At 58.3% G+C, this 22,557-nt stretch carries 14 protein-coding genes and 4 pseudogenes; 14 read left to right on the top strand and 4 right to left on the bottom strand.

Annotated features, from left to right (window positions below; genetic code table 11):
- Both VIZ63_RS10120 and VIZ63_RS10115 read left to right on the top strand, forming a co-directional pair.
- Window positions 1-622 (top strand): annotated as a pseudogene (locus tag VIZ63_RS10120) (IS3 family transposase); the annotation flags it as partial.
- Between the two features lie 6 nt (window positions 623-628).
- Window positions 629-751 (top strand): annotated as a pseudogene (locus VIZ63_RS10115) (IS5/IS1182 family transposase); the annotation flags it as partial.
- 205 nt (window positions 752-956) lie between these two features.
- On the opposite strand, the pseudogene VIZ63_RS10110 reads toward VIZ63_RS10115, so the two are convergent.
- Window positions 957-1,413 (bottom strand): annotated as a pseudogene (locus VIZ63_RS10110) (transposase); the annotation flags it as partial.
- Between the two features lie 618 nt (window positions 1,414-2,031).
- Between VIZ63_RS10110 and VIZ63_RS10105 the strand changes: the two are divergent.
- The 4 genes from VIZ63_RS10105 (at window position 2,032) to VIZ63_RS10095 (ending at window position 7,304) form a co-directional block, all read left to right on the top strand.
- Window positions 2,032-3,105: a universal stress protein gene (locus VIZ63_RS10105; RefSeq protein WP_331609462.1), complete on the top strand. Its 1,074-nt coding sequence runs from the start codon at window positions 2,032-2,034 to the stop codon at window positions 3,103-3,105.
- 38 nt (window positions 3,106-3,143) lie between these two features.
- Window positions 3,144-3,473, top strand: coding sequence for a universal stress protein (locus VIZ63_RS25620; protein WP_414703786.1), 330 nt, complete (start codon window positions 3,144-3,146; stop codon window positions 3,471-3,473).
- Window positions 3,474-3,772: 299 nt separating this feature from the next.
- A complete protein-coding gene (locus VIZ63_RS10100) occupies window positions 3,773-4,540 on the top strand; it encodes a universal stress protein (RefSeq protein ID WP_331609461.1) in 768 nt (255 codons plus the stop codon).
- Window positions 4,541-4,571: 31 nt separating this feature from the next.
- On the top strand, window positions 4,572-7,304 hold the full coding sequence (locus VIZ63_RS10095; protein WP_349261163.1) for a cation-transporting P-type ATPase: 2,733 nt from the start codon (window positions 4,572-4,574) through the stop codon (window positions 7,302-7,304).
- A gap of 136 nt (window positions 7,305-7,440) precedes the next feature.
- On the opposite strand, the gene VIZ63_RS10090 is transcribed toward VIZ63_RS10095, so the two are convergent.
- Window positions 7,441-8,567, bottom strand: a protein-coding gene (locus tag VIZ63_RS10090; protein WP_414703785.1) for an IS3 family transposase whose coding sequence is annotated in 2 segments (ribosomal slippage) — window positions 7,441-8,321 and window positions 8,321-8,567 — 1,128 coding nt in all. Because the reading frame shifts where the segments join, the coding sequence is not laid out codon by codon here.
- A gap of 48 nt (window positions 8,568-8,615) precedes the next feature.
- Window positions 8,616-9,014 (bottom strand): DUF6538 domain-containing protein, encoded by a 399-nt coding sequence (locus VIZ63_RS25615; protein WP_414703784.1) that lies wholly within the window; start codon window positions 9,012-9,014, stop codon window positions 8,616-8,618.
- Between the two features lie 195 nt (window positions 9,015-9,209).
- Here VIZ63_RS25615 and VIZ63_RS10085 point away from each other — a divergent pair, with 195 nt between their 5' ends.
- Entirely contained in the window at window positions 9,210-9,524 is a 315-nt protein-coding gene (locus tag VIZ63_RS10085; protein ID WP_331609458.1) for a hypothetical protein, read from the top strand.
- A 90-nt stretch (window positions 9,525-9,614) separates the two neighbouring features.
- Here the strand turns inward: VIZ63_RS10085 and ltrA are convergent.
- Window positions 9,615-10,853: pseudogene (gene ltrA, locus VIZ63_RS10075) on the bottom strand (group II intron reverse transcriptase/maturase).
- A gap of 1,491 nt (window positions 10,854-12,344) precedes the next feature.
- Between ltrA and VIZ63_RS10065 the strand changes: the two are divergent.
- The 7 genes from VIZ63_RS10065 to VIZ63_RS10035 all read left to right on the top strand — a co-directional run bounded on the left by VIZ63_RS10065 (window position 12,345) and on the right by VIZ63_RS10035 (window position 22,549).
- Window positions 12,345-12,581: a hypothetical protein gene (locus VIZ63_RS10065; protein ID WP_331609455.1), complete on the top strand. Its 237-nt coding sequence runs from the start codon at window positions 12,345-12,347 to the stop codon at window positions 12,579-12,581.
- A 54-nt stretch (window positions 12,582-12,635) separates the two neighbouring features.
- Entirely contained in the window at window positions 12,636-14,900 is a 2,265-nt protein-coding gene (locus VIZ63_RS10060; RefSeq protein ID WP_331609454.1) for a TonB-dependent receptor, read from the top strand.
- A gap of 237 nt (window positions 14,901-15,137) precedes the next feature.
- Window positions 15,138-16,427: a CoA transferase gene (locus VIZ63_RS10055; protein ID WP_331609453.1), complete on the top strand. Its 1,290-nt coding sequence runs from the start codon at window positions 15,138-15,140 to the stop codon at window positions 16,425-16,427.
- Window positions 16,428-16,485: 58 nt separating this feature from the next.
- Complete coding sequence (locus VIZ63_RS10050) at window positions 16,486-17,370, top strand: enoyl-CoA hydratase/isomerase family protein (RefSeq protein WP_331609452.1); 885 nt, start codon at window positions 16,486-16,488, stop codon at window positions 17,368-17,370.
- Between the two features lie 369 nt (window positions 17,371-17,739).
- A complete protein-coding gene (locus VIZ63_RS10045) occupies window positions 17,740-19,602 on the top strand; it encodes an AMP-binding protein (RefSeq protein WP_331609451.1) in 1,863 nt (620 codons plus the stop codon).
- Window positions 19,603-20,135: 533 nt separating this feature from the next.
- On the top strand, window positions 20,136-21,596 hold the full coding sequence (locus VIZ63_RS10040) for a carotenoid oxygenase family protein (RefSeq protein WP_331609450.1): 1,461 nt from the start codon (window positions 20,136-20,138) through the stop codon (window positions 21,594-21,596).
- A gap of 50 nt (window positions 21,597-21,646) precedes the next feature.
- Window positions 21,647-22,549, top strand: coding sequence for an enoyl-CoA hydratase/isomerase family protein (locus tag VIZ63_RS10035; RefSeq protein WP_331609449.1), 903 nt, complete (start codon window positions 21,647-21,649; stop codon window positions 22,547-22,549).
- The last annotated feature ends 8 nt before the right edge of the window (window positions 22,550-22,557 follow it).

The raw sequence follows: 22,557 nt of genomic DNA, 5'->3' as shown, positions 1-22,557 counted from the left end.
CAGCTTGATGGAGGAGCTGGGGCTGATCTGCAAGCAGCCCGGCAGCCATGCCTACAAGCAAGCCACGGTGGAGCGGATCGATATACCGAACCACCTCAATCGTCAGTTCGCGGTTGATGCGCCGAATCAGATCTGGTGCGGCGACATCACCTATGTCTGGGGTTCAAGGGGGTTGGCATTACCTGGCGGCCGTACTCGACTTGTTCACGCGACGGGTCTTCGGCTGGGCGTTCTCGACACGCCCCGATGCCGACCTGGTCGTGCAAGCGCTGGAGATGGCCTACGAGCAGCGTGGTCGGCCGCAAGGGCTGCTGTTCCACTCGGATCAAGGCGGTCAGTATGCGAGCCGGAAGTTCCGACAGCGCCTGCGGCGCTATCGGATACAGCAGAGCATAAGTCGTCGAGGAAATTGCTGGGACAATTCTCCGATGGAGAGGCTGTTCCGCAGCTTCAAGACAGAATGGCTCCCGTCCGCGGGTTACATGACGGCGCGGGAAGCACACCGGACATCAGTGAGTACCTGATGCACCGATACAATTGGATACGGCCGCATCAGTTCAATAACGGACTGGCACCGGCTGTTGCAGACGAAAAACGTAACGCCGTGTCCGGGATGACTTGACCACTACAGTTCGGCTTCAACAAGGTTCGCTATCGCGGCTTGGCGAAGAATCTGCATCGGTTGCAGGTGACGTGCGCCCTGGCGAACCTGTTCAGCGCTCGAAAGCATCTGCTGCGAGTGGCGACATGAAGATGCGCGGCGTCCAGGCGCACAGCGCGCCCCAGAATTCAGCCCAGAGGCTGCATCCACCGACCCCAACTTTGCTCTGAACGTTTTCAGTCGCACAGTCATCCGCCTTGGCGGCAATTAATCAGACCTTCCTTAGATCGAATCGCAAGATCGCATTCAACTAATCTTGTGAATTTCCTACGTGAGTATCGATCCGGGGGTGTCACTATGTTGTTGTCAACGGGTTTTCTCCTTGCGGTGGGCTGTATAGCGTCCCGTCCCGGAGGATGGCGAACAAGACATCGCAGCGCCGACGCGCGAGCGCGATGAGGGCCTGATTGTGGCGTTTACCTTGGCTGATCTTGCCTGCGTAGTATGCCCTCGAGATCGGGTCGCGCAGCGCTGCGAAGGCCGACAGGAACAGCGCGCGCTTCAGTTGTTTGTTTCCCCGCCTGGACGGATGCTCGCCACGGATGGAAGAACCGGAGCGTCGTGACGGGCGCAAGGCCTGCGTAGGCCGCCAGATGAGCGGCCGAGGCGAAGGCCCGAGTGGCTACATCGATCAGGAGTCGGGCGGCGGTCCTGATGCCGACTCCTGGCATGGTGGTCAGGACCAGATGAAGAGGGTGTGCAAGTACCCGTTGCTCGAATTCTCGGGCAACGTCCTCGCGCTGACGACGCAGCGCCCGCCGGCGCTGCACGTTCGCGAGCTCGTCGCGCGAGGAGGGTTGGGGAATGCGTTCATCATGACGGCATCTGGCCAAACGCTGCTGGCCCTGTTCAGGCGGCGTATTCCGGACATCGTCACGGCCATGCACAGCGCCGTCCGCCGCGACCTCGCGTCGCGCGCGAGTCCACGAGCAACCGCGGAGTTCTACGCTGAACTGCCGACGATCGATTTTTCACGTGACATCTTGCCTGGACGAGAAGCCTATCTGCGTGTGCTGTCTGCCGCAGTGTGGATGGGCCGATGTAGGGACTTCGCATCGCGTCGCACGTGCGCTGCGCTAGCAGCCGCAGCGCGAGACAGATCCGGAGTCCGTTGGAGAATCTGACCATTGGAGCCTCGCCGCACAGCACGAGCAGCTGCAACGCGTGGTTGCACGCCGACGCGAGGCGTCCTAGTCCAGGACGGTGTTCGAGCCGCCCGAGCCAACGCGCGGCTTGGGGCTGCGTTCCGGCAGCACGGCAAAGCGTGGCATCTGCTTAGGCGACCCGTGGATCCTCTCAGCTACGTCCGCACTCGAGCCGATGACAATGGTGACCTTGGTATCTCATGCGTACAGAGTTCTCGTTGGCAAATGGAGAAGGGCACCCAAGTGGCACGATCGAAGCTCCGAACAATCCTTGTGGCCGTCGCCGACGCAGCGAGTAGCCGAGAGCCGGCCATGGACCGGGGAGCGCAGCTTGCGAAAGCGACCGGTGCACGCCTTGTACTCTTTCATGCGGCTTTTGATTCGGCGCTGAGTGGGCGGCCGTTCTTCGACTCCAAGCGGCTTGCGAAGTCGCGCGGCTGGTTCGTGGCCGACCGGATGCGATTGCTGGAACGGCACGCGAACTCATTGAGAGCAGGCGGTCTTAGCGTAGACGTCCGTGTCGTTTGGGAAGAGCCCGTGCACGAAGCTGTCGTGCGCGCAGCGATCCGCGAGAACGCGGACCTCGTGGTGGCGGGGAGACATGAACGTCGTGAGAACCGTCCGCCTCAGTTCCGCTTAACAGACTGGGAGTTAATGCGTTTGTGTCCTCGGCCGCTGCTTGTGACCCACGCGATGTCGGGTACGCAGGCATCCGGCGTCGTGCTCGCAGCGCTGGACCCGACGCACGCAAATGACAAGCCTGCGAGTTTGGACATATCCATTGTCCATTCTGCGGCCGAAATAGCGGTTACGCTTGGTGTCGAGCTTCACGTTGTGCATGCCATACCACCCAGCGCATATCCGCTCGCCGTAACAGCGGCGGAGCGTAAGCGCTTCGACAAGCGCACGCATTCTCGAATGGAACAGCTCATCAGGAAGGCCGACGCTGATGTGAAGTCTGTGCACTTCGTGCACGGCAGTGTTGCCAAAGGCTTGCCAGAATTCGCAAGCACGCTACCCGCTCAGATCCTTGCGATGGGCATCATCAGCCGCCGATGGATGGAGCGCTTCGTCATTGGCGACACGGCTGAAACCATTATTCGCGACGCCCCGTGCGATCTACTGCTGATCAAACCTGACGGCTTTCAGCTGCGGCTCGGACGAACTCGCAAGGAAACTGTGGTGCTCCCCAAGGCAGCGGCAGCAGCACGAGCCGGAACGGCGCAGGCAAGCAATGCTCGTAAAGCCATTGTGCGCACAGGAGTGACTCAGGCGCATGTAGGGGCATCTCAACCATAACGTCAGCTCCGGATACGGCTCTGGACTGGAGGGCGAACATGAAGCCGGGCCGCACGATTCTCGTTCCGGTCGACGGCTCGGAGTGCTCAAAGCGAGCGCTCGAGTATGCAGAGAAGCGAACTTCCAGTGCTGGCGCCTCGCTTCTTGTCCTCAACGTGCAGCCAGTCCTTCCTCCAAGCCGGTTTGTGTCTCGCGCGATGGTCGCTGAGCACCAGAAGCGATGTGCAGATGAGGCTCTTAAATCGGCACGAGCATTCTCGGGCGACGACAATGCAAGGCAGATGTCCGCGTGCAGATCGGCGACCCTGCAACCACCATCATTGCGTGGCAAGAAGCAAGCACTGCAGCGAGATGGTGATGGGCAATAGCGGTCTCGGAGGCATCGCCAAGCTGCTGCTGGGTTCGGTCGCCGCCAAGGGTCATCCAGCTAGCGCCTTGTCCAGTCACGGTTGTGAAGTAAGTTCCTTGTCCAGCGTATGCAATGAGGGGGGCACATCATGCGTCGATTCCAGAACATCCTGTATGTCACTCGTGGGACCGAGGGCGAGACTGATTCTCTGAAGCAAGCACTCAGCTTGGGTCGGAACAATGCGACCACGCTGCAGGTTGTCGCTGTCTGTCCAATGCTCCCAAGAAGCTCGGCGAGTATGAAGTTGGCTACGAAGCAGTGCTTGCCGATCGGATCTGGGCATTCGTCGCCAGTGGTCAGGCTGAATTGAAATTGGCAGCCGACGAGGTTCGTACTATTGTAGCGGTGGAATGCGGAGGCACGCCTGCGGTACGCATCGTGCGGCGCGTCCTGCGCGATGCGCATGACCTGCTGATCAAGCAGGCCGAGCAGACCGAGCGCGGTGTTGGTTTTCGAGCGCTCGACATGCAATTGCTGCGGTTGTGTCCATGTCCTGTGTGGTTGTGTCGTCCGATCAGTCGTCACCGGACTGAGATCCGAGTTGGCGTCGCGGTGGATCCGCAGAGCATGCAGCCGGCTGGTCGGGATCTGGCGCTGCAGCTACTGTGGCTGTCGAGATCACTTGCTGACACCTGCAGCGGGGATCTGACCATCATTTCCTGCTGGGATTTCGAGTTCGAGAACTGCTTGCGCCACTCACCTTGGGCGAGGGTTCCGGAAAAGCAGATTGACGCTGGTGTAGCGTCCGCCGAGCGCGACGCTCGTGGTGCGTTGGAGGACTTGATTCATGAATCGGGTACTACGGGGCAAAGTCGCGTGCACCACGTCAGGGGCCGGCCGGACCAAGCCATCCCGAAGTTCGCCGATAGCCTGCAGCTCGATATCCTCGTAATGGGTACCGTGGGCAGAACGGGCATCCCAGAATTCATCATCGGCAACACTGCCGAGAATACGCTCCGGGAGATACGGTGCTCGCTGCTCGCGATGAAGCCCAATGGGTTTGTTTCGCCCGTGAGGGCATATTGAAGATATGGATATGGGCAAGGCTGCGATCGAAATGACCAAGCAGCAGGCGTCGTGGCATGAGAGAGCGACAGCCGAGGTGCTGGCGGAGCTGAAGGCGGCGTCGCGCGGCCTTTCGCAGTCAGAGGCGCAGAAGCGCCTCGCCGTGCATGGTCCGAACCGCCTGCCTGAGCCGCCCAGGCGAAGTGCGCTCAGGCACTTCCTGCTTCAATTTCATAACATCCTGATCTACGTCCTGCTCGGTTCCGCAGTCATCACGGCTGCAATGGGCCATCTCGTGGATACGCTGGTGATTCTGGCGGTCGTGATTGCCAACGCCATCATCGGTTTCATTCAGGAAGGGAAAGCAGAGCGAGCAATGGACGCGATTCGCCACATGCTCGCGCCTCATGCATCCGTAATGCGCGACGGGGAGCGTCGAAGCGTCGACGGCGAGACGCTCGTGCCCGGTGACATCGTTCTTCTCGAGGCGGGTGACAAAGTGGCGGCCGATCTGCGGTTGCTGCAAGCGCGCGGTTTGCAGGTTCAGGAGGCGATTTTGACCGGCGAGTCGTTACCCGTCGAGAAGCAAACCAATGCTGTCGCGGCGAGCGCGCCGCTCGGTGATCGCTCTTGTCTCGCATTTTCCGGGACGCTGGTGACTGCGGGTCAGGGAATCGGCGTCGTCGTCGCAACGGGAGCGGCCACAGAGATAGGGCGGATCAGCGGCCTCCTGTCGGAAGTGGAAATGCTGACGACTCCACTCGTGACGCAGATGGGCGTGTTCGCCAAATGGCTCACGATTCTGATTCTGCTCATCGCCGCTCTGCTGCTCGTCTTCGGTTACTTCGTCGAGCATCACGAGTTCTCCGAAATGTTCATGGCCGTGGTCGGACTCTCGGTCGCTGCGATTCCCGAAGGATTGCCGGCGGTGCTGACAATCACGTTAGCGGTCGGCGTGCAAGCGATGGCGCGTCGCAATGCCATCGTCCGAAGGCTTCCCGCGATCGAAACCCTCGGCTCGGTGTCGGTGATATGCACGGACAAGACGGGTACGCTCACTCGCAACGAAATGATGGTCGCCTCAGTCGCGACTTCCTCCCATCTTTTCAATGTGGAAGGAGAGGGCTACGAGCGCAGCGGCGCCATTAGATGCGAGGGCGTCGAGGTGAACGGTCGCGATCACGGCACTCTGCAAGAGCTCGCGCGTGCCAGCGTTCTCTGCAACGATGCGGCCCTTCGTGAGCACGAGGGCGCCTGGACCGTAGAAGGCGATCCCATGGAGGGCGCGCTGCTCGCCTTCGCCGGCAAGGTGGGTCTGGACGATCGTCATGACCGCGCCGTCTGGACGCGCACCGATGCGATTCCTTTCGATGCGAGGCATCGGTTCATGGCGACGCTGAACCACGACCACGAAGGCAATGGGTTCGTTTTCGTCAAAGGTGCGCCTGAGCGGATCACCGGGATGTGCAATGAACAGCGAGCCGCGAAGGGAGATACGGAACCGCTCGACGCCGCGTACTGGCATGACAAGGCCGAGATCATCGCTGCACGAGGTCAGCGCGTTCTGGCGTTTGCCATCAAGCCGGTCGCTTCCTCGGACACCGTCCTGGAGCATGCGGATGTACACGGCACGTTGGTGCTGCTCGGTCTGGCCGGGCTGATCGATCCGCCGCGCGCGGAAGCGATCGAAGCGGTGGCGCAATGCCACGAGGCGGGTATCCGCGTGAAGATGATCACTGGAGATCACGCTGGAACCGCTGTTGCGATCGCCCAGCAGATTGCGCTGAAGAACCCTGGCAACGTGTTGACCGGCGTCGAGCTCGACCGTATGGATGATGTGGCGCTCGCCGCCGCTGTGGTCAATACAGATGTGTTCGCGCGGACGAGCCCTGAGCACAAGCTTCGCTTGGTCATGGCGCTCCAGTCGCACGGGATGACTGTGGCAATGACGGGCGACGGCGTCAACGACGCACCGGCGTTGAAGCGAGCGGATGCAGGCATCGCAATGGGCAAGAAAGGTAGCGAGGCGGCGAAGGAGGCGGCCGAGTTGGTGCTGGCGGATGACAATTTTGCCTCGATCGCCGCCGCAGTTGGCGAAGGCCGCACGGTTTACGACAACGTCAAGAAAGTGATCAGCTGGACGCTGCCGACGAACGCAGGCGAAGCAACGACCATCATCGTCGCGCTTCTATTCGGCATGACGCTGCCGATAACGCCCGTGCAGATCCTCTGGATCAACCTCATCACGGCCATCACGCTCGGCCTTGCACTCGCCTTCGAGCCCACCGAACCGAACACGATGCGACGCCCGCCACGCGCACGCAATGAATCGTTGATCACCGGCGAGCTGGCCTGGCACATTGTGTTGGTCTCGGCGCTGTTCCTGGCTGGTGTCTTCGGCATTTTTTCCTATGCAATGGACCGAGGTTATTCGGTTGAACTTGCCCGGACGATCGCCGTGAACACGCTGGTCGTCATGGAAATCTTCCACCTGTTCTTTATCCGCAACATCTACGGCACATCGCTAACGTGGAGCGCCGTCAAGGGAACGCGCGTGGTTTGGATAACCGTTATTGCGGTTACACTCGCGCAGTTCGCAATTACCTACCTGCCGCCGATGCATCGTGTATTTGCCACCGAACCGGTACCGCTGTTCGATGGTCTCTTGATCGTCGGCGTCGGGGTGGCGTTGTTCGCTGTGATTGAGACGGAAAAGCAGATCCGTCTGCGTGTGCGAGCAATGAAGGGCGGGGCGAGCACGGAAGGTGCCGTTGACGCGCGATGACGCTGCAAACGACGAGCAGTCACTGCGACCGATTCGCCGTCGCGCCGGTCTGTGTTGGAGCGGAGCCGGATGTGCCAGAAGTGGCCTCGCAAATCTGAACAGCAAAACGCGCTCGGTTAAGTAAGGCCCTGCGGTTTCAAGCTGCCTGCGCGAGCGGCAGCGATTCAAAGTACACGGCATCGGGCGTGCGCCGGTCAAGCGCCGTATGCGGGCGGCGCGTGTTGTAGAACTGGAAGTAACGAGCCAGGCCGCTGCGCGCCGCGCTGACGCTGTCGTAGGCACGCAGGTAGACTTCCTCGTACTTCACCGACTTCCACAGCCGCTCGACGAACACGTTGTCGCGCCAGCGGCCCTTGCCATCCATGCTGATACGGATGCCGTGCTGCTTGAGCACACTGGTGAACTCCAGGCTCGTGAACTGGCAGCCCTGATCGGTGTTGAAGATCTCAGGTGTGCCGTACGTCGCTAACGCTTCCTCCAACGCCTCGACACAGAAGTCGGTGGTGAGCGTGTTCGACAACCGCCAGGAGAGCACCTTGCGCGTGTACCAGTCGATTACAGCCGCCAGGTACACGAAGCCGCGCGCCATCGGGATATAGGTGATATCGGTCGCCCACACCTGGTTGGGCCGATCGATCTGCAGTCGCCGCAGAAGATACGGATAGATGGTGTGCTCCAGATTCGGTCGGCTGGTGTTCTTCTTGCGGTAAATCGCCTCGATTCCCATGCGCTTTATCAGCGTCGACACATGCCGGCGGCCAACCGCCTGAGCTTCCGCATTGAGCAGGTCGCGCAGCATGCGGCTGCCGGCAAAGGGATGCTCCAGGTGCAGCTCATCGATCCGGCGCATCAGCTGCAGATCGCGCTCGGGCAAGGGGCGTGGTTCGTAGTAGATCGCTCCGCGTGACAGTCCGACCAGCACCGCCTGACGCACCAGCGGCAGCTCATGCTCCCGATCGATCATCGCTTTGCGCTCGGATCGCCGATGCGACCGAGCGCGCCGGCTAAAAAATCGATCTCCAGTGCCTGTTGGCCGATCTTTGCGTGCAGTTCCTTGATGGCCGGCTGCGCAGTTTTCTCCGCACTTGCGCCGAACGCCTCCATCGCTCGCTCGAGCAGCTGCGTCTTCCATTGCGTCACCTGCGTCGGGTGCACGTTAAAGCGTTCGGCGATCTCGATCACCGTCTGCTGGCCCTTGACCGCTTCCACGGCTACTTTGGCTTTGAACGCCGGTAAATGATTGCGTCCGGATCTCTTGCTCATTGATGCTCCTGAATTCCGGCGATATCTTCGCCGACAAGAGCAGAGCCGTCACTTAGCCGGCTGTATCAAAAAGCGGGACCACCTCTGGTGGATATGGACAGGGATGTTGTACGCGGCAAAGAAGGACAGTGACGCCCGGATAGCATCACCGGAAACACTTCCCACAGCTTCCATCAACGGGAAGAGGGTGACTTTGGGTAGCTCAATAGCAGACATGTCACAACGCAAGTAGTCCTCAAGGGATGCACCACCCATCACACTAGGGTGCTTTGTTGCCTCCACCCACCGTGTCCAGACCCTAGCAGCCAGCGCTACAGCCAGTGGCCTAGAGGTGGTCCCCAGACTGATATGAATCTCACCCTTGGGGGAGAGGTGCGACAGGTGGGCAGGGATGACAAGCCTGAAAGCGTAGATACCGGACGGTCTACGGGAAAGGTGCTGGCTCACGTTTGGAGTACTCAGTTGGAGTACCGCGAGCCAGTTAGCCTAAGTCATTGAAAACATTAAGCTGGTGCCGGTGGAGGGCACCGCAATCTTTTCGAATTGAGGTAGGAATCATTGAGCTAGCGTTTCGTCGTTCCGTGATACCCCTAGAAATACCCCGACCGAGTTCGGTCTTGGCCGGGCCCGGGAAATTATTCCATGGGCACATTTCTGAAGCCAGATGCATGCCGGCAACGATCAAGTGATTCGCGCATCCGCTTCCCAGCTCACTTGGCCCTGGCAATGACGATCGACACCGTCACTCGTCCGACCGGCGGCTCGCAGCCTTTGTCGAATCGTACGTTTGGACATCGAATTGCGAAGCTGCTGCGCCGGCGCGCCCGCAAGCAACCAAGGTTGGTCTTTCTCGCACAATCAACTGTTCTTCGCGCCCTCGAGAATCCATTTCATCGCTCGCTGGTATTTGTTCAGCTGCACATCTATCACGAAGGCGACGAACACCGGACCACGTGAGGCGGCGACATACGGGTGAGTAGGCCGGGGCATTGCAGCCCCAGCCCCTCGCAGAACCGGACATGAACCTCTCGGCTCATCCGGCTCCCGTCATCGAGCCGCGGGGATAAACCCCAGATCCCAATGCACGAACGATTTCGGCGCGCGTTCGGCAAGCCGGCCAAGCGCCCGTGCGGCGCGGGTTACCCCGCGTGCAAGGCGCTTGTACTTGCGTTGCATCCAGCGCACCAAGTAATCGTTCACGTGCCGCCACAACGGCTTCATCGCCTTCGCATAGAACCGACCGTAGTAGTTCGCCCAGCCACGAAGCACCGGACCGAACATCTTCGAGAGGTCGCCCAGCGTTTTGTCGCACTTGATCTGCAGATGCCATCCTCACACCGTTTGCCGCATGGCCTTCATAGCCTCGCGGCTCACCGCCGGAGAGAAGTTCACATAGACCCGACCATATTTATCCACCGCCTTGCGCGGTCGGAACGTGTAGCCGAGAAAGGTGAACTGGACCACGGGGTACTCTGCCTTCCGATTGACATCCTGGCAGTACACGATCTGCGTTTTCTCCGGATGCAGTTCGAGCCCGCACTCGCGCAGTCGCTCTCCTAGCTTCCTCAACACCAGCTTTGCCTGCGCTTCGCTTTGGCAATGAACAACACCATCATCAGCGTAGCGGCAGAACCGCACGCTCTGAAGATGACGGCGCATCCAGACATCCATCGCGTAGTGCAAGAAGAGATTGGCGAGCAGCGGACTGACGACACCGCCTTGCGGCGTCCCTCGTTCTCGCGCTACCCGCTTTCCTTCGATCTCCATGGGCGCCTTCAGCCATCTGTCGATGTATAGAAGAACCCATGGAACGCTGCAGTGCTTTCGTACCGCTCGTAGAAGAAGTTCATGATCAATGTTATCGAACAGACCTTTGACGTCGAACTCGACAACCCAGTCATATTCCCAGCATCGCCGCCTCACCAGCGCCACCGCATCCAGAGCAGAGCGCCCCGGCCGATAGCCAAATGAGTTGCAATCGAACACCGGCTCGAGCTGCGGCTCGAGGACCATCTTGACCACCGTCTGTGCGACTCGATCGGCAACTGTCGGCACGCCAAGTATCCGTGTGCCCCCGCTTTTCTTCGGTATCGGTACCGCTTTCACTGGCGGCGGAAAGTAGCTGCCAGAGCCCATCCGATTCCAAAGCTTGTACAGGTTGTCGCCAAGCGTGCTCTCAAACACCTCGATCGATTCCTGATCTACTCCGGCGCTGCCGCCATTGGCCTTGACCCGCTGGAATGCATCCCAGACACGTCGCTTGGAAATGACGAACGGCCTTGTCATTTGCCTCGGCTCCTCCTGCTTGCGCAGTTGGCCTGAGCATCTGACTCGATGATGCGATCCCTTCGCTCCATCACCATTACGGTGACTTCATCGCTACTACGAATCGCTCCGTCCCTTGATCGCGCCTCGGTACTGTCGGCCTCGCGGGTTACGCTTGTGCCTTTCCCTTGCCATCGCGATCGAAGGTTCCCGCAGTTCCACATAGGAGCCCGAACCGAGCTGGCGCTGCCTCTATGCCGGATGTCGCATGGCCAATAGGCAGGCTCCCGCCATGCTGCTCCCGGATTAACTTCAACGTCCGGGTTCGACATCGTTTGAGCACTTTCGACAATTGAACGGCAGTTCACTGTTGTTCGCCTTCTGCGATTCTCACCTGATGCCTTACGGCACCTTTTCCGCAACGCTCACGACCAGAGCTTTTGACTCCAGCCGCTTGCGGTGGTTTGCAACCTGCTCCTGCAAGCCGGTTGCGAGAGGCCTGTTGTTCTCCTTAACTACATCTCTCATCTCCTACGCCGCTTGCTGCGGCACACTGAAGTCTGCCACCCCACAGCTGATTCGGACGCTCGGCCGTGAACTCGCGGTTGACCAGGTCCACCGGCCGCACTGCCACCTCATCCGGAATCGTCGTCTTGAAGCCCGCGGCCCGAACCACCCCACGCAGCCCCAGATCGCGCATCGTTGTTGGCCCTGCGCATGGGTTCCCCTGCTGCGGTATCTGACCGGTGCGAGCCTTCTGGAATCCACGGCATCTAACTTCGCTGTACCGATTGCGGATGCAGCCAAAACCTACGGCGAGAGACGCTCGCCGATGCTGCAACCCGCAGGGCACTGGCGGATGGACGGTTATTGATGCAAGAGTAGCCGCTTCAACTCTCGCGCTGGGACGATATCGATTGGTGTTTCTGGAATAAGTGCGTCTTGCTGTGCCAGCAACAACGGCTATATACGCTGAGATGGCACAAGATGGCTCTCGTTCATCGCTACAAATCGAGAAAGATAGCGCCATCTGTCCGACATATGAAAATTAGCAAGAAAAAATTCTGGCCGGGAGCTGCGTGACTCCAGTGTAGAAACGGAATCGTAGAAGTAGGCGAAGTTGATGAGCAAGTGAGGGTGCCGGTGGATTAACGTGCTTCTAAAGTTCATCGACGCGACGACTGCGTGCGTCAAAACCCCTGTGTTTTTAGGATTGTAATGGGAGAAGGATGCTCGAAGTGCGACACGCTAATCGCCCGCCATTTCTGCGCGGACATCTTCCGCAGCGGTTGCTTATCTACAGACTTGCATAACGAGACCGTTGTTAATACAATCTGAATTGTCGTGCATGGCTGCGTGTTGGCCGCGTTGGGGCGAGGAATTCAATGAAGGTCGAAAAGCTCCCGCCGATCCGCACTGCGTCTCGGGCGAACGATCATCCTTATCTGGGCGGTCCGTCGATGCCACTACACGAAGTGGGTAGCACCCCGCGACTTGCCCGTGCTCGAACGCATGCAGCTGACTGGCATCAACGGTACGTCCTTGCGCAACACCGAGAATCATGTCCATCAGTTGCTCGCCCGGTATCACCCGTTCGGCTGCGACGACCTGATTCACGAGACGATTCCCGCCGCGACCATGCGAACTATCAACCGATTCGCGGCGCAGGCGCTGCTGAGAAAGGCTGACGCAGAACGAAAAGATCGCTGTGGCATCGAACTCATGTATCCGCGTCTGGTCACAACCTGACAACGAACCACTGCGCGTCTTTCCAAGACCAACAAAAAAGAAGGGGGGTATGACATGACTATAAGGCCAATCGGTTTGTTCTCCGCTCTGGCGGTGCTTGCTTCCAGCAATAGTGTTTTCGCCAAAGGAGCCGAGGGTTACACCGCCAGAGCGACCCTTGAAGAAGTTACGGTCACCGCGAGGAGAAGGGCCGAGAATTTGCAGGATGTTCCAATATCGATAGATGTGTTTTCGACAGCGGATATCGAGGCCAAATCGGTCACCAGTCTGCGAGAATTATCCGCGTTTACTCCCAACTTCAGCATGTACAACAACGGCAACGACGGTGCTTTGACCTCAGAAGTGTTCATGCGTGGTATAGGCAATACGATTGGGAATTCGGTAGGCGGTCCGGGTGTTGGCATTTACCTGGATGGTGTTTATCTGTCTACGCAGCAAGCGATCGATCTGGGGTTGATGGACCTCGAGCGGGTCGAAGTATTGCGGGGGCCGCAAGGGACCTTGTTCGGAAGGAACACCGTCGGCGGTGCCGTGAGCTTTGTCACCGCGCGACCTACGGCGGATTTTTTCGGTACCGCGGAGGTAACTTTCGGGTCGTATGATCGATTAGACGCCAAGATCAATCTGAATGGGGCACTGATCCCAGGCAGGTTGAACGGCAGGATCGCGGTGGGAACGCAGAACAAGAGTGGGTATGGCAAGGTGCTCGATTACTCCACGGGAAGGAAGATCGATGAGATGGGTGACAGGGACAGGATCAGCGGCCGGGTCTTGCTCGACTGGATACTGTCAGACGATATTTCGATCCTGTTCTCAGCTGAAGCAATGGACCTTGATGAGAAAGGCACCGTACGGACGGTTGGGTCCTTTACTCCAAATTTCGTCCACAACACTTTCAATGCCGTTTTCAGGCCGGTTCCGCCCCTGAACGCGGGCATCGTGCCCAGGGACGTCTTCACCACCTATGGGCCTGCAAATAACTTCAACAAGATGGATTCACTGGGTGGTTCCGTGACGCTCGATTGGAGCCTCACTGATGTTCTGTCGATAAAGCTGATTACTGCTTATCGGGAATACACCACCGCTTTTGGGGTGGATTTCGATTTCAGCCCACACAATATTGGCAGCGTAATCAACTACACAGACCAGGAGCAGTTCAGCCAGGAATTTCAGCTCAACGGGGCGTCATTTGATGACAGACTCGATTGGGTCATGGGGCTGTATTCCTTTTCCGAGAAAGTCTCCGACCCTTCAGATGCGAGAATTTTCGAACCGCTTACTGCTGCTGGGCTCATTGCGGATTCGAGCTTCAGAGTGGATAGATGGTCAGACAACAAGAATCTCGCAGCCTTCGGCGAAGGGACGTTCGCGATTACGGACAAGCTCAATTTCACAGCCGGGCTTCGTTATACGGTGGACAAACAAGCAGGCACTCATCAGCAGTCGGATATACAAGATGGCGGCTTTGATTGTGCCGCCTGTCTGGCTCCGCTCGGTGGCAAGACCCGCACCAGCGATTGGACCGGGCGTGCCAGTGTCGCTTACAAGTGGAATCAGGATGTAATGACATACGTTTCCGCAGCCCAGGGACTCAAGAGCGGCGGTCTGACACCACAGGTTACCAGTCCGGTTCGTGATGAACGACTCAAGGCTTTCTTGCCGGAGCATGTCTGGACCTATGAGCTGGGCACAAAGTCGACCTTGTTTGATCGTCGCCTGCGTCTGAACGCCGCGTTCTTCTACAGCGACTATTCCGATATCCAATACTCTTTCAACTACACATCGATAGTGAATGGGACCATCGTTCCGGTGAAACTTGCCTCGAATGCACCATCAGCGGAAATCAAAGGGTTTGAGGTCGATATGCTGCTTGAGCCGGTGGAGAACCTCACGTTCACCGCCGGAGTAGGGCTCACTGATGCGAAATACACCGAGGCGGATGCGAGGGGTGGGCCGCTGAAGCTGGATAGCGAGTTCGTGTTTACTCCGAAGTGGTCTTATGCGCTGGCAAGCGAGTACAAGATTCCCACTGCCTGGGGCAATTGGAGTGCTCGCGTTGACTATGCTTGGAGGAGCAAGGTCTATTTCGAAGTACAGAACACGACGAATCCCATGCTGCAGCAGCAGGCATACGGAATCGTGAATGCAAGGATCAATTTGGATCTTTCCGCGGGCTGGAGCTTGTCGGCATTCGGGACGAATCTCACGGATGAGCTCTACATGTTGTCAGCGTATTCGCAGCCTGGTCTCGGCCTGAATGCATTGTTCCAGCCGGCAATACAAAGGGAGTGGGGTCTCACAGCGAAATATAGCTTCTGAGTCTTTTGGAAATCGAAGTTGTCCTTGGTTTTGTAGGATCGGGAACTTCGCTGGCCTTGGGATTGCTGCCGAACAGTGATTCCGAGGCCAGTAACCAGGCACTGATGACCGGTGACTAGCTCAATGCAGCTAACTAGACATCTGATCATCAAGGCGGGGAATGGTTGAAAGTGTTTGCTTGATTGCAGGCGCTCATTTTTCGTTCTTTTTCGAGCGCGCCAAGTCATAGGAAAGTCCATGTCTCAACAACCTTTTGAAGGCCTTAATGTCGTTGAATTCGGTCAGTTCTTGGCGGCGCCGATCGCGGCCCAGCTGCTTGCCGAGGGCGGAGCAGCAGTCGTCAAGGTAGAGCCCCTCAGTGGAGACCCTATGCGCTCGGCTAGTTCGCTGGGCGGCGGGGAGTCGAGACACTTTATTCGCTGCAATCAAGGCAAACGTTGTTTACCTTTGGATCTGAGTAAACCAGCTGCCAAGCCTGTCATTGAGGCTTTGCTGAGCAAGGCCGATGTTGTTCTCATGAACTTTCGACCCGGCCTTGCAGAGAAAATGGGTATCGCGCCCGAGCAGCTTCTCAAGCGTTTCCCACGACTGATCATTGGTTCGGTGTCGGGCTATGGGAATGCCGGTCCCGAAGCGAGCAGTGTAGGTCAGGACATCGTGCTCCAAGCTCGTAGCGGGCTGATGGCGGCGAATGGCCGCATGATTGACGGTCGCCCGGCAGCATGCGATAGCGCCAGTGTGGATACGATGGGCGCTGTAACGCTCGCGTTCGGGGTGAGTTCTGCGCTGTTGCGGCGTGAGCGAACGGGCCTGGGAGGTGTAATAGAAACGAGCCTGCTGCAGGCGGCGGTGTCCATGGCGAGTACCAGTACGAGCGCACAACTGACCAGGTTGGACGAACGTGATGCGGTAGAGCGTGCCCAGATGCTCGAGCAACTCGCCGCCAAGCGGGCACAGGGCGCATCCTACGCGGAGCAACTTGAGTCGATACAGGCAACCGAACTCACGCTGCTGAAGAAAATGAAGAATGTCTATTACACGACGTTCGCTACTCAAGATTCGTTTATCGCTGTCGCCTGTGGAAGCCCCTCCTTACAAACGAAGTTCATCGATGCACTGGGTATCGTTGATGCCAGACGTGCCGCCGATTTTTCCGGAGACTTGCAAGCGCATTACACAAATCTTGCGTCACAAGTCGAGAACATGTTGGCAATGCAACCGAGCGACCACTGGGTCGCGATCCTCCGAACCGCTGGTATCCCTGTTTCCAAGGTGTACCTGCCGATCGAGCTGTTTGATGACGAGCATGTGAAAGCCAACAAGCTGTTTCATAGCTTTAAGCATCCAGTGGTTGGTGCGGTAACGGTCGTGGCACCGCCGCTCAACTTGGATGAAGATGGCTTTCGTCCCGCTCCGCCGACCAATCCATTCGGTTCGGAATCCGTGAAAATACTTCTACAACTCGGATTTTCAGAGAAAGAAATTGCTGATCTGATGGCCGCAGGTATCTCCCATAAAGGGTTGTGACCTGTTCAAGGCTCAAGATAAGTTTCGCTAATTAAAATTATTGTAAGGGTGTACTCAAATGGGCTCCGAGAGAATCAGTTACACGGTAGACGGGAAGATCGCGACTGTGACGCTCAACCGGCCACCTGTGAACGCTTTGACTCACAAGGACCTTGATGCATTTATCGACATCATTACCGAGGCGGACAAGGACGACGGCGTCCGGGTGATCGTCATTACGGGGGCTGGAGACAAGACCTTTTGTGCCGGTGCTGACGTAAATATTGCATTGGGCGGCGGGAAACATGAAGAACGGTCCGCGGAGTTTGTCGAGCAGCACAAAGAGGAACTGAAATCCAAAAGTTATGACTATCTCTTATGGTCGCCGGAAGACAGGTTGAAAGAGGTCATCCGAAGGTTTCTGATGGAGGGGTTTCCGCTGCATCACATCGAACTGCTGCAAAGGATCAACACCCCGACCATTGCTGCCGTCAATGGAGCTGCATCGGGCCTGGGTTGTGAGATTGCCTGTGCGTGCGACATGAGAATCGTCTCCGAGAAAGCCCGATTTCGTTGGCCATTCGTCGGGACGCAGGGGGCGACACCTGAAATAGCACACTGGTTGCTCCCACGGTTGGTTGGTCTGGCCAAGGCTTATGAATTGATCCTTACCAGCGATATTATCGATGCCAAAGAAGCGGATAAGATTGGGCTGGTGAATAGGGTGGTGCCGCATGAGCAGTTGATGAGCGCCACCATGGAACTGGCGTCCAAGCTGGCAAACAGACCTCCCTTGGCAGTGAAACTGGCGAAGGAAGGTATTCGCTGGGGCATCGAGATCCCCGCCGAGAAAAACAAGCGGTGGGGCAACCTGGCCTGGGAGTTTTGTATGGGAACGGCGGATCATCGAGAGGCCGTCGAGGCGTTCCTCCAGAAAAGAGAGCCCGTGTATAAGGGTAAGTAGACGGGAACCGATGACGTCACGTTTCTGAACCATCAGGGAAAGCGTTACAGAGGCCGACGAGATCTGCAGGGCGCAGCGATACGAGCGCCCCTGCATGTCGCGTACACAGGCCTTGATTACGAACGAGTTCGAACCGAAAGCAGATGAGGTGAGCTGCAGACAGCGTGACGCCTCGATAGCGGTTTTGAATCCGCTATCATCTAGCGGAATAGACATAGAGAAGCGCTGCTTGGTGCGCAGCGGTTCGTCCACGAGCTGCAGATGTTGCGGGCGTCAAACCGATGCGCTCACCAGAGCATCGTATGCCAGTCGACTTGCATTTCAAGACCTACTCAGTGACGATCGTTGTACCCTCGACCCGGAATCGTCATGATCGAACACGCCCTTACGCAAGCAGCGCAGGTCCCGTTTCGCCGGACCTACTTCCCTTCCGCTCGCATGGACGTGGAACGGCGCTCGGACGGTACTCTGATCGTGCGGGCCGCGACCGAACTGCAGGCTTTCGTCCCCAATATTCCCGCCGAACTCGCATCCTGGGCTCGACGCATTCCTGAACAGACTTACCTTGCACAGCGGCCGACGGCTGCGGCGCCATGGATACGCCATACCTACGCTGCCACGAAGCGTGACGTTGATGCGGTCGCTCAATGGCTGCTCGATCTCGAGATCGTTCCGGAGCGTTCGGTGCTCGTCCTGTCCGGCAATTCCATTGCCCATGCGATAGTGAAGTACGGTGCGATGAGTGCGCGCATTGCGCTTTGTCCGGTGAGCGTGAACTACGCGCTGATGGGAGGCGACTATGGGCGCCTGAAACACGTGATCAGGCTCGTACGACCAGCCGTGGTCTTCGCCGAACAAGCAGCGCTGTATCGCGCCGCGCTCGAGAACGTGGACTTCGGCGACGCGGTGATCGTGACCGACGATCCGAAGCTCCTGCGCCGACCTGCCGTCGCGCTGAGCGAGGTGCTGGCCACGCGTGTCACGGACGCGGTAACGACGTCGATCGAAGCGATCGATCCCGATGCTCCTGCGGCCTACATGATGACCTCCGGATCGACCAGCTTGCCGAAGGCAGTGATCCAAACCCAGCGCATGATCGCCGCGAACCTAGCGCAGGGGCGGCAGGTGTTCGGCCAAACGGCTGGCTGGCACGAGACCATGCTCGATTGGCTGCCGTGGAATCACGTCTCTGGCGCGTTTACCAAGATGGGAGTGCTCACCAGCGGCGGCACTCTGTACATCGACGGCGGCCGGCCGATGCCGGGGAAGTTCGAAGAATCGATCGCGAATCTGAAGGAACTTGCCCCGTCGTTCTATGTGAACGTACCGATTGGCTACGCGATGCTAGCCGATGCACTCGAGAGCGATGCGGAACTGCGCGAGCGCTTCTTCGGCGGTGTGCGACTCGCGCTGTATGGCGGTGCCGGGCTGCCGCAGGCACTCTACGATCGCTTCCAGGAGCTCGCGGTGCGCACGATTGGCGAGCGGATCTTCTTTACGACCGGCTACGGTGCCACCGAGACCACCAGCGGCTGCATGTCGATCTATTTCCCGACCGAGCAGGTCGGCATCGGCCTGCCGATGCCCGGAGTGGAGGTGAAGCTCGTACCGATCGCGTCGCGCTACGAAGTCCGTATGCGGGGTCCGATGATCACTCCAGGATATCTCGGTGTGGCCGGACGCGAGATGTTCGACGAGGAGGGTTTCTATCGCAGCGGTGACACTGCGCAATTCCACGACGACAACGACGTGCAAGAGGGCCTCAAGTTTGCCGGTCGGCTCGCCGAAGAATTCAAACTTTCGAACGGCACATGGGTCTCGGCGGGCGCGCTGCGAGCCAGGCTCCTTGAAGCGTGCGCGCCGGTGTTGTCCGACGCGCTCATCTGTGGCGAGCATCGCGCGTACGTCGCCGTGCTGGCGTGGACGAGCGACGCAGGTTGTCGATCGATCGCCGGCGCTGATGCGCAATCACCGGTGGAGGTGCAGAGTGCGATTGCCACATTCCTGGCGCAGCGCCTGGCCACGTTCAATGCGGGCCGGGGATCGAGCGCGAAGATTCAGCGTCTGCGGCTGCTGATCGAGCCGCCGAGCATCGATGCTCATGAAGTGTCCGACAAGGGCACGATCAATCAGCGAGTCGCACTGGAGCGCCGCTCGCAAGACGTCGAACAGCTCTACGCCGATCCACCCTCCGCAGGGACGCTCTATGCACTCGAATCGAACGCAACATGAGCTGATGAATCTCTCGGCGGCCATGCATTGGCCGCTGGTGAACGGGTAAACAGAGGCAGGCACACTCTAAAGGGTGCCTTCGCGTGTGCGTGAGGTCGAGGTGCTGCCACGACGACGCGATCCATGACCGCGGCGGCGGGTATCGCGGGCTGATGCAGGAATGCGCACAAAAAATCGAAGAGATCGCGAGCGTGTCCACGCGGATGGATCATCAGCTGCTTCGCCACGAAAGCCTTCGTCGAATAAATGACTGCGCGCGCTGAAGGCGCCGTTCTAACTTCGCGCGCATTGATAGTGGGGATGCGAAGGTAGGCACGATCACTCTGCGGTGATTGATTGATCGTCTTGTCCTCCTGTCCAAAGAGGGCGTGATCCATGTCGATCTATCGACTTGCATATCAAGACTATCTGAAATACATTCTTGGCCATTGTGCAGACCGTGTGTCGGTTGACGTTGGCGCGAGGAATCCGATGAAGATTGCGAGAAATTCCCGTGAAGGTCGAAAGGAATCCATGAGGCTCGAAAGGGATCTATGAAGATCAAGAAGCTCCCACTGATCCGGACCACGCTGCGCACCAGCGATCATCCGTATCTGAACGGTGCGTGGACGCCGTTGCACGAAGAAGTCACGGCCTGCGACTTGCCCGTGCTCGAAGGCAAAGTACCGACCGACATCGACGGCGTGTACCTGCGCAACACCGAGAATCAGATCCACCAGCCGCTCGGTCGTTATCACCCGTTCGATGGCGACGGCATGATCCATCAGATGGATTTCCGACCCGACCATGTGAGCTATCGGAACCGATTCGTACGCACGCGCTGTCTGCAGGCGGAGCAGGATGCGAACGGATCGCTGTGGGGCGGACTCATGGATCCGCCGGGCACATCGCGCCGTCCTGGCTTCGGAGCGCACGGCAGTCTCAAGGATTCATCGAGCACCGATATCTGCGTGCATGGCGGCGTTGCGCTGTCCACCTTCTATCAATGTGGCGAAGCGTATTGCATGGATCCGGAGACGCTCGACCCGCTGGGCGTGGCGGCCTGGGCGCCGCTCGATGGCGTGTCCGCGCATGCGAAAGTTGACCCGCACACCGACGAGTTGATGTTTTTCAATTACTCGAAGCACGCGCCGTACATGCACTACGGCGTCGTGAACAGGCACGGCAAGGTAACGAGCTTCACGCCGATCGAACTGCCGGGACCCCGGCTGCCGCACGATCTCGCAGTTTCCGCGCATTACTCGATTGTCAACGACCTGCCAGCGTTCTGGGACGAAGAGCTGCTGAAGCGGAGCATCCATGCCGTGCGCATGCACGACATGCCATCGCGCTTCGGCATCCTGCCACGGCATGGCAAGGGTGAAGAGGTGCGTTGGTTCGAAGCCAAGCCAACGTACGTGCTGCATTTCCTCAACGCCTACGAAGCCGGCCACGAGATCATCATGGACGGATACTTCCAGGAGAATCCGAAGCCGCCTCCGTACGAACACGCACCGGCTGGCTACGGTCACATGATGGCGCATCTCGACGAGTACAGCTTTCGCTCGCAGCTGCATCGCTGGCGCTTCGACATGCGCACCGGCAAGACACGCGAAGAGCCGCTCGATGATCGCGTCCTCGAGTTCGGCACGATCAATCAGCAGATGACCGGTCGTCCCTATCGATACGTGTACAGCTCGCGCGCCAAGCCCGGCTGGTTCTTGATGACCGGATTCGTCAAGCACGATGTGGTCACTGGCCGCTCGTGGGAGTTCAATCTCGGCGACCAGCAGTATGCAAGCGAAGCGCCGTTCGCGCCGCGCATCGGCGCCACTGATGAAGACGACGGCTATCTCGTCAGCTTTGTCACCGATGAGAAAAAAGGCACGTCGGAATGCATTCTGCTCGATGCGAAACACATCGAAGACGGTCCGGTCTGCCGCATCGGTTTGCCGCACAAGATCTGTAGCGGAACGCATGCCCACTGGGCAAGTAGACCGTTCGTTCGCACCTGATCCATTGATCAAACGCCGTTAATGTTCACCGGGTATTGCGAGGAAAGAAGATGTCAACGCAAGAAGAAAGAAGAACTCTGTATTCCGTTGAGGATCATATCGCAACGATCACGATCAATCGTCCACCACACAATGCTTTGACACACAAAGATATCGCGGAACTAACCGAGCTGGTTACGGAAGCGGACAACGATGACAACGTCAGGGTGATGGTGCTGACTGGGGCCGGCGACAGAGCCTTCAGTGTCGGTGGAGATATTAAGACGCTATTCAAGAAATCCATCGAGGCTCGCGAAAATGCCGGTGTCATGGATGCTCAGACTCATGAAGAGCTGGACTTGAAAGGCGCCGAGTATCTCTTCAAGTCGACCGAAGAGAGCCAGAAAGAGCTGCTCTACATGAATCTCATGAAGAAGCACAGGAATGTTGGTTGGGTACACAATCTGCTGAGAAGCGTTCATACGCCGTCTATCGCCGCTGTAAATGGCGACGCAGTCGGACTCGGATGCGAGATTGCGCTTTGCTGTGACATCAGAATTGCTTCAGAGAACGCCAGGTTCGGCGAGGCGTTCGTCAAACTGGGGGTTACACCGGAGATGGCCCTTTTCCTGTTGCCAAGGATAGTAGGGCTGTCGAAAGCCTATGAAATGGTACTGACAGGCAGTCTCGTCGATGCTGCAGAAGCGTACAGAACAGGCATCGTGAGCAAGGTGGTGCCTCAGGACCAGCTGATGAGCACGACGATGGAGATGGCTGCCAGAATTGCCAGTAATCCTCCCGCGGCCGTGAGAATCATCAAGGAAGGTATGCGTCAGTTCCTGAACGTCCCATTGGAGGAACTGCACGTCTTTACGCGTACTGCATGGCAACTGTTGGACAGGTCCGACGACTTTAAAGAGGCCGTAGCCGCTTTCACAGAGAAAAGAAAGCCCGTCTTCACTGGGAAACTATAAATAGACCG

The sequence above is a fragment of the Povalibacter sp. genome (assembly GCF_036520495.1).
Lineage (GTDB): Bacteria > Pseudomonadota > Gammaproteobacteria > Steroidobacterales > Steroidobacteraceae > Steroidobacter.
This window is presented reverse-complemented; position numbering and strand designations above follow the sequence as displayed.

Coding starts and splice junctions, on each gene's coding strand:
- VIZ63_RS10055 (WP_331609453.1), top strand. CDS start 15,138: ATGTCTCAACAACCTTTTGAAGGCCTTAATGTCGTTGAATTCGGTCAG.
- VIZ63_RS10045 (WP_331609451.1), top strand. CDS start 17,740: ATGATCGAACACGCCCTTACGCAAGCAGCGCAGGTCCCGTTTCGCCGG.
- VIZ63_RS10060 (WP_331609454.1), top strand. CDS start 12,636: ATGACTATAAGGCCAATCGGTTTGTTCTCCGCTCTGGCGGTGCTTGCT.
- VIZ63_RS25620 (WP_414703786.1), top strand. CDS start 3,144: ATGAAGCCGGGCCGCACGATTCTCGTTCCGGTCGACGGCTCGGAGTGC.
- VIZ63_RS10105 (WP_331609462.1), top strand. CDS start 2,032: ATGGAGAAGGGCACCCAAGTGGCACGATCGAAGCTCCGAACAATCCTT.
- VIZ63_RS10095 (WP_349261163.1), top strand. CDS start 4,572: ATGACCAAGCAGCAGGCGTCGTGGCATGAGAGAGCGACAGCCGAGGTG.
- VIZ63_RS10065 (WP_331609455.1), top strand. CDS start 12,345: ATGCAGCTGACTGGCATCAACGGTACGTCCTTGCGCAACACCGAGAAT.
- VIZ63_RS10040 (WP_331609450.1), top strand. CDS start 20,136: ATGAAGATCAAGAAGCTCCCACTGATCCGGACCACGCTGCGCACCAGC.
- VIZ63_RS10085 (WP_331609458.1), top strand. CDS start 9,210: ATGGGCACATTTCTGAAGCCAGATGCATGCCGGCAACGATCAAGTGAT.
- VIZ63_RS10035 (WP_331609449.1), top strand. CDS start 21,647: ATGTCAACGCAAGAAGAAAGAAGAACTCTGTATTCCGTTGAGGATCAT.
- VIZ63_RS10050 (WP_331609452.1), top strand. CDS start 16,486: ATGGGCTCCGAGAGAATCAGTTACACGGTAGACGGGAAGATCGCGACT.